Annotated in this window: 9 protein-coding genes; all 9 read left to right on the top strand. The window is 63.9% G+C overall.

Features of this window, described 5'->3' with window-relative positions; all coding sequences use genetic code 11:
• Positions 1 to 1,253, top strand: a 1,253-nt coding sequence (locus WEA77_RS03095) for an MFS transporter (RefSeq protein ID WP_368066397.1), incomplete at its 5' end; no start/stop codon positions are given.
• Between the two features lie 22 nt (positions 1,254 to 1,275).
• Entirely contained in the window at positions 1,276 to 2,052 is a 777-nt protein-coding gene (gene puhA / locus WEA77_RS03090; protein ID WP_368066396.1) for a photosynthetic reaction center subunit H, read from the top strand.
• Entirely contained in the window at positions 2,049 to 2,738 is a 690-nt protein-coding gene (puhB, locus tag WEA77_RS03085; protein ID WP_368066395.1) for a photosynthetic complex putative assembly protein PuhB, read from the top strand. The genes puhA and puhB overlap by 4 nt, the downstream gene beginning before the upstream one ends.
• 10 nt (positions 2,739 to 2,748) lie before the next feature.
• On the top strand, positions 2,749 to 3,228 hold the full coding sequence (puhC, locus tag WEA77_RS03080) for a photosynthetic complex assembly protein PuhC (RefSeq protein ID WP_368066393.1): 480 nt from the start codon (positions 2,749 to 2,751) through the stop codon (positions 3,226 to 3,228).
• Positions 3,225 to 3,509, top strand: coding sequence for a hypothetical protein (locus WEA77_RS03075; RefSeq protein WP_368066392.1), 285 nt, complete (start codon positions 3,225 to 3,227; stop codon positions 3,507 to 3,509). Before puhC ends, WEA77_RS03075 begins: the two co-directional genes overlap by 4 nt.
• Positions 3,510 to 3,541: 32 nt before the next feature.
• Entirely contained in the window at positions 3,542 to 4,600 is a 1,059-nt protein-coding gene (gene acsF, locus WEA77_RS03070) for a magnesium-protoporphyrin IX monomethyl ester (oxidative) cyclase (protein ID WP_368066398.1), read from the top strand.
• Positions 4,601 to 4,621: 21 nt separating this feature from the next.
• Positions 4,622 to 5,425 carry a putative photosynthetic complex assembly protein PuhE gene (puhE, locus tag WEA77_RS03065; protein ID WP_368066391.1) on the top strand — a complete coding sequence of 268 codons (804 nt, stop codon included), beginning with the start codon at positions 4,622 to 4,624 and terminating at the stop codon, positions 5,423 to 5,425.
• Positions 5,426 to 5,428: 3 nt separating this feature from the next.
• Entirely contained in the window at positions 5,429 to 6,643 is a 1,215-nt protein-coding gene (gene hemA, locus WEA77_RS03060; protein WP_368066390.1) for a 5-aminolevulinate synthase, read from the top strand.
• A 52-nt stretch (positions 6,644 to 6,695) separates the two neighbouring features.
• A partial coding sequence (locus WEA77_RS03055; RefSeq protein WP_368066389.1) for a BlaI/MecI/CopY family transcriptional regulator occupies positions 6,696 to 6,913 on the top strand: 218 nt, incomplete at its 3' end.

The following is a 6,913-nucleotide window of genomic DNA, read 5'->3' as shown; positions in this document are numbered from 1 at the left end:
TCGTCGAACTGGCCGTTCCAGCCTGGATCGTGGCGCTGATGGTCGCCCTGCCGCTCGTCTTTGCGCCCCTTCGCGCGCTGATCGGCCACAAGTCCGATACACACAAATCGGTGCTCGGCTGGCGCCGCGTGCCATATATCTGGTTCGGCTCGATGTTCCAGTTCGGCGGCCTCGCGCTTATGCCCTTCGCGCTGATCCTTCTCTCCGGGGATTCGACCGGCCCGGCCTGGATCGGGCAGGCGGGGGCGGCCGCGGCCTTCCTGCTCGTCGGCGCCGGCATCCATACGGTCCAGACTGCTGGCCTCGCGCTGGCGAGCGACCTCGCCACAGACGACACGCGGCCGCGTGTCGTCGCGCTGCTCTATATCATGCTGCTGGCCGGCATGTTTGCGAGCTCACTGGTCTTCGGCTGGCTGCTGCGCGACTTCAACACGCTGATCCTCATCCAGGTCATTCAGGGCGCCGCCGTCCTCACGATCCTCCTGAATGTCATCGCGCTGTGGAAGCAGGAGGCACGCAATCCGGCGCTTACTGCGCCCGGCCGCGCGCACGCGAGCTTCTCCGAAACCTGGGCGCGCCTGACGCAGGACCGCAACACCGTCCGCCTGCTGATCGCTGCCGGCCTTGGCGCTGCTGCGTTCAGCATGCAGGACGTGCTGCTCGAGCCCTACGGCGCGGAAGTCCTCGGCATGAGCGTAGCCGACACGACCCGTCTCACGGCGCTGTCAGCCTTCGGCGCGCTGATGGGTTTTGCCTACTGTTCCGGCCAGCTCAGCGAAGGCGGCGAGCCGCACCGCCTCGCCGGTCTTGGCGCAGTTGCGGGCGTGTTTGCCTTCGCGCTCGTCATCCTTGCGCAGCCCATCGGCTCGACGGCGGCCTTCCTGCTCGGTGCCTTGCTGATCGGTTTCGGCAGCGGCCTGTTCGCCGTCGGCACACTGACAGCGGTCATGGGCATCGCCCGCCGTCACGACAGCGGCATTGCGCTGGGCGCCTGGGGCGCCGTGACGGCGACCGCCACCGGCATGGCGGTCGCCTTCGGCGGCGCGGCGCGCGATATCGTATCCGGTCTTGCCAACAGCGGGCAACTCGGCCCTGCGTTCACCGGTCCCGCGCCCGGTTACGGCGTGGTCTACCATTTCGAAATCCTGCTCTTGTTTGCCACGCTTGTCGTGATTGGCCCGCTGGCCCGTCACACGCTTGCCCCACCATCCAATCCATCCACCAAGTTCGGCCTGGCGGCTTACCCAGGTTGATACGACCTCAAGGAGAACGGTCATGATTTTCAGTGGAGAGTTCGTCAACGGAATAGATCTCGTGGACATCTGCCTTTGGGCATTCATGATCTTCTTCGTCTGGCTGATCTACTATCTGCAACGCGAAGGCATGCGCGAAGGCTATCCGCTGGAGGAAGATCCCAGCGGCCGCCAGGAAGCGCCTGCGCTTCTGTTCGTGCCGCCGAAGAAATCGTTCACCCTGCCGAATGGCCGGGGCACGATCGAACTGGCCTATGCCAGGGCCGACACGCGTGAACTGGCGCTCAACCGCACCGCCCAATGGGCCGGTTCGCCCTTCGTGCCATCGGGTGATCCGATGAAGGACGGCGTTGGTCCGGCCTCCTATGCCATGCGCGACGATGTTCCGGATCTCAACTGGGACGGCCAGGTCCGCATATCGCCCTATCGTCTGCACCCGTCCTATTCGGTCTCGCCGAAGGATGTCGACCCGCGCGGCCTCAAGGTTGTCGGACTTGACCGCGTGGTGGCGGGCACAGTGACCGATCTCTGGGTCGACACGGCCGAGACTATAATCCGATACCTCGAAGTGCGCCTTGACGGCTCGGGCGCCACGGTGCTGTTGCCGGTGCCGTTCTCGAACATCTCGAAGGCGCGCGGCCGCGTCGAAGTGGATGCGATCAAGGCGGGGCATTTCGCCAATGTGCCGCGCACCAGGTCTCCGGACCAGGTGACCCGGCTCGAAGAAGACATGATCAGTGGCTATTTTGGCGGCGGCACACTCTACGCCACGCCGCAGCGCCAGGAGCCCTGGCTGTGATCAAGCTGCACGATGAAGAAGAGGGTGGGGGCGAGCCGGTTCGCGGGCTCCCCCAGACCTTGCCGGAGGGCGAACAGCTTCTCTGGCAGGGCAGCCCGGGCACGCTGGCTTTTGCCATCCATGCTTTCCACATCCGGTTCGTCATCGGTTATTTCGTGCTCGCGACCGGCTGGCGTCTCGCCAATCTCGAGACCGCCGGCGCAACCGGCCTCGAGATGACCCGCGTCGCGATCAATTCCGGCATCGGAGCAGTGGCCGGCCTCGGCCTCCTGTTCCTGATTGCCTGGGCAATGGCCCGCGCGAGCGTCTACACGGTCACCTCCAGGCGTGTCGTGCTGCGCTACGGCGTAGCAATCCGCAAATACGTCAACCTGCCGTTTGACCAGATCGCCTCGGCCGACCTGCGCCGATATGGCAAGGGGAAGGGCGACATCGTGCTCTCCCTCGCGGCCACCGGCGGGCTTGGCTACCTGCGTCTCTGGCCGCATGTGCGCCCGCTGCGGATGAGCCGTCCGCAGCCAATGCTCCGCGGACTGACAGGTGTGGACGCGGTTGCCCGCGCGCTTGCCGCCGCCATCACAGCGCATGCCCCCGCCCGCGTCACGCTGACTGGCGTGCCTGCGCCGACACGTCCGAGCGTTTCGCCGCCCGTCTTGGCGCCCCGCATCGCCGCCCGGGCCACCTGAGGACCTGAAGATGACCCACGCCCCCCTGCCAAACCCTGCCCACAGCCACGAATTGCATCCGCCCCGCGCGCTGCTGATGGCCATCGGGGCGCTGGTTCTCTTCACAGTCGTCGGCGTCGGCGCGACCCGGCTTGCCGGGTTGGGCCACACCACGGACTGGCGCGGGATGTCGACCGAAACGCTGCCGCTCACCTTCGAGGACGGCGCCGATGGCAGCGTCATCGCACGCGACCCCGCCAGCGCAAACCTCGTGCGCGAATGGGCGCCGGAAACCGGCGGCTTCGTGCGCACCGCGATGCGTTCTCTGGCGCTCGAACGCCGCCAGATGGGCATTGGCTCCGGCCCAGCCTTCGTCCTTCACCGTACTGAAAACGGCCAGCTGATCCTGGAGGATCCGGAAACCGGCAAATGGGTCAGCCTCAACGCCTTTGGCGGCGACAATGCCGGCGAGTTCGCAAAACTGTTCGCATCTGCGGAGATCGCCCCATGAACCGCCGTAGTTTCACTGTCGCTTGCACCATCCGTGTCGCACATACCTATGAGTCGCTCGAGGCGCATGTCGAACTCGACGGCGGTATCGAGCCGGGTATTGGCGACAAGGTGCTCGTTCACGGCGCCCCGGTCAGCGTGCCCTTCGGCCGCAGCCTGGTGCTGCGCCGGGAAGCGACCGTCACCCGCGCCAATTTTTTCGAGAAGGCGTGGGTACGCTTTCAATCCATGTTTGAGCTCACCGAGCTCTATGAAGTGAGCTTCACCAACGGAAGGGTTTGACCATGTCCACGGCCGTGATGACCGATGAAGAAATGCGCGTTCTCGAAGCGCCGCCCGCTTTCGACTCCAACAAGATCGCGATGCAAGAGACGATGCTCTCTCCGCGCTTCTACACCACGGATTTCGCCGAGGTCGACAAGGTCGATGTCTCTGGCGTGCGGGAAGAGTGGGACGCGCTGATTGCCGAAATGGAATCCGATCCGAACCGGAACCACTTCAAGCGCACAAGCGAGTTCGACAATATCCTCAGCACACTGTCGCCCGAGCTGCGTACAGAGTTCGTGGACTTTCTCGTCAGTTCACTGACATCCGAATTTTCCGGCTGCGTCCTCTACCGAGAGATCACGCGCCAGGTCGAGAACCCGGACATGAAAGCCCTTTTCCGCCTGATGGCGCGCGACGAGGCCCGCCATGCCGGCTTTATCAATTTCGTACTGAAAGATTTCGGCATCGGCGTCGATCTCGGCTTCCTGACGCGCAAGAAAAAATACACCTTCTTCAAGCCGAAATACATCTGGTATTCGGTCTACCTCTCCGAGAAGATCGGTTATGCACGCTATATCACGATCTTCCGCCAGCTGGAGAAGCATCCGGAATTCCGCTTCCACCCGATCTTCAAATGGTTCGAGCAGTGGTGCAATGACGAGTTCCGCCACGGCGAAGCCTTCGCAATGATCCTGCGCGCGAACCCGCACCTCCTTCAAGGCGGCAACAAGTACTGGATCCGCTTTTTCCTTCTGGCCGTCTACGCGACCATGTACGTGCGCGATCATCGCCGCCCGGCTTTCCATGCCGCGCTGGGCGTCGACCCGACCGCTTATGACTACGAGGTCTTCCGCGTCACCAACGAGATCGCCCGCCAGGTCTATCCGCTGGAGCTGAACATCGACGCGCCGGAGTTCCGTGAGGGCCTCGAGAAGATCCGTCAGACGACGGACAGGATGGAAGCCATCAAGGGCAAAGGCCCTGTTGCCTGGCTGCAGAAGAAAGCCTGCGTCCTGTCCAATGGTATGACCTTCCTGAAGCTCTATTTCCTCCCCGTTCGCAAGAACAAGCTGCCGGCGAAAGTCCGGCTCCAGCCAGCCTGGTAGGGAAGGGAAGACACCGATCAGATGGCCGCCTACGCCCCCCCCATTCTTTTTGCTGCGCTCGCCTGGTGGCTGAGCACAGGGGCGATATTCTGGCTCATTGGCCTGCCGCGCGCGACGCATCGCTGGACCGCCCTTGGCGCTACCGTCCTGCTGGCTGGCGCCACGTTCATGGTCGTTGCCCTGCGCAGTGATACCAGCGTCACCGGGGCCTATGCCGGGTTCGCTGCCGGTCTCGCGCTCTGGGCCTGGCATGAGGTCATGTTCCTCACCGGCTTCCTCACGGGCCCCTCGCGTGTCGCGTGTCCGGAAGGGCTCACTGGCTTCGCCCGCTTCCGCGCGGGCCTCGCCGCGGTCCTCCATCATGAACTCGCCATCATCGCCCATGCCGGCCTTCTCATCTGGCTCAGCTGGGGCGCGGCCAACCAGTTCGCGCTGTGGACCTTCGTCATCCTCTGGGGCATGCGCATCAGCGCCAAGCTGGTCGTCTTCACCGGCGCGCCGAACCTCGTTGACCAGTTCATGCCGCGCCATCTCGACTATATGAAAACCTATTTCTCGCGCCGCGCGCCGGGCAGTGTCTTCACCGCCGCGCTCGTCGCAATTACTACGGTGTCCGTGCTGCTGGCGATCACCGCCTTCGGGCATCCTGCCGGCAGCCATGCCTCGGCCGGCTTCCTGCTGCTCACTGCGCTCGCCATTCTTGCTGTCATCGAGCACTGGGTGCTCATCCTGCCAGTACGCGATCCATCCCTCTGGGGCTGGGCCATGAAGCCGGCGCCGCAATCATCCCACACCTCAAAAACAAAAACGGACTGGAGGGCCTGACCCATGAACTTCGAAGCTTACTTCGAGAACGAGCTGACGAAACTCAAGGAGGAGGGCAACTACCGCGTCTTCGCCGACATTGAACGTGAGAAGGGCGCTTTCCCTAAAGCCGTCTTCCACGGGCCGGATGGCCAGAAGCCGGTCAAGGTCTGGTGCTCGAACGATTATCTCGGCATGGGCCAGCACCCGAAAGTTCTCGCGGCCATGCATGAGGTGCTTGACAGCTGCGGCGCCGGGGCAGGTGGTACCCGGAACATTTCCGGCACCAACCACCACCACGTCCTGCTGGAGCAGGAACTGGCGAGCCTCCACAACAAGGAAGCCGCCCTGCTCTTCACCTCTGGCTATGTCTCCAACTGGGCTGGCCTCGGCACGCTCGGCGCCAGGATCCCGGGCCTCATCATCCTGTCAGACGCGCTGAACCATGCCTCGATGATCGAGGGCATCCGCCACTCCCGCGCCAAATGCGTCGTCTTTCGCCACAACGACCCGCATGACCTGCGTGAGAAGATCGCCGCGCTCGATCCCGCGGCGCCGAAAATGATCGCCTTCGAAAGCGTCTACTCGATGGACGGCGACATCGCGCCGATCAGGGAGTTCTGCGACATCGCCGACGAGTATGGCGCAATGACCTATCTCGACGAAGTCCACGCTGTCGGCCTCTACGGCGACCATGGCGGCGGCATCGCTGAGCGCGAAGGCCTCATGGACCGGATTACGGTTATCGAAGGCACGCTCGGCAAGGCGTTCGGTGTCGTGGGTGGCTATATCGCGGCCTCCACCGCTCTCGTCGATTTTGTCCGCAGCTTCGCCTCGGGCTTCATCTTCACCACCGCGCTTCCCCCGCACATCGCTGCCGGCGCGCGCGCCTCGATACAGCACCTCAAGCAGAGCAACTGGGAGCGGATGCGCCAGCGCGACCGCGTCGAGAAAGTCCGTATACGCCTGCGCGAGATCGGCATCCCGGCCATGGAAAACCCCAGCCATATCGTGCCGGTGATGGTCGGTGATCCGGTCAAGTGCAAGATGATCTCGGACTGGCTGATGGAGCGCAACGGCATCTACGTGCAGCCGATCAACTATCCCACCGTTCCGAGGGGCACCGAGCGCCTGCGCATCACGCCCTCGCCGGTCCACACCGACCAGGACATTGACGACCTCGTCGAGGCCCTGTCGGAGCTCTGGTCGCATTGCGCGCTGGCCCGCGCCGTCGCCTGACACGTTCCTTTTGGGGCATCGTCCCGCTTCAGTTGACACGGGTAGGCTACGAATGTGGCGTACCCGTGACACTGATAACGAGGCGGCGATGTCCCAGCCCGATGCGACCGAACTCGCCATCCTGAAACACTTGTGGACCACTGGTGCGCAAAGTGCGCGCGAAGTGCATGACGCCGTCGGTCCGGGGCAGGGCTGGAAGGCCTCCACCACCCGCACGGTCATCGCCCGTATGGACGAAAAAGGCTGGGTCAGCCGCGCCGAGGTTCATGG

It is taken from the genome of Hyphomonas sp. (assembly GCF_040882205.1).
Classification (GTDB): domain Bacteria; phylum Pseudomonadota; class Alphaproteobacteria; order Caulobacterales; family Hyphomonadaceae; genus Hyphomonas.
This window is presented reverse-complemented; position numbering and strand designations above follow the sequence as displayed.

Coding starts and splice junctions, on each gene's coding strand:
- puhA (WP_368066396.1), top strand. CDS start 1,276: ATGATTTTCAGTGGAGAGTTCGTCAACGGAATAGATCTCGTGGACATC.
- puhC (WP_368066393.1), top strand. CDS start 2,749: ATGACCCACGCCCCCCTGCCAAACCCTGCCCACAGCCACGAATTGCAT.
- WEA77_RS03075 (WP_368066392.1), top strand. CDS start 3,225: ATGAACCGCCGTAGTTTCACTGTCGCTTGCACCATCCGTGTCGCACAT.
- acsF (WP_368066398.1), top strand. CDS start 3,542: ATGCGCGTTCTCGAAGCGCCGCCCGCTTTCGACTCCAACAAGATCGCG.
- puhE (WP_368066391.1), top strand. CDS start 4,622: ATGGCCGCCTACGCCCCCCCCATTCTTTTTGCTGCGCTCGCCTGGTGG.
- hemA (WP_368066390.1), top strand. CDS start 5,429: ATGAACTTCGAAGCTTACTTCGAGAACGAGCTGACGAAACTCAAGGAG.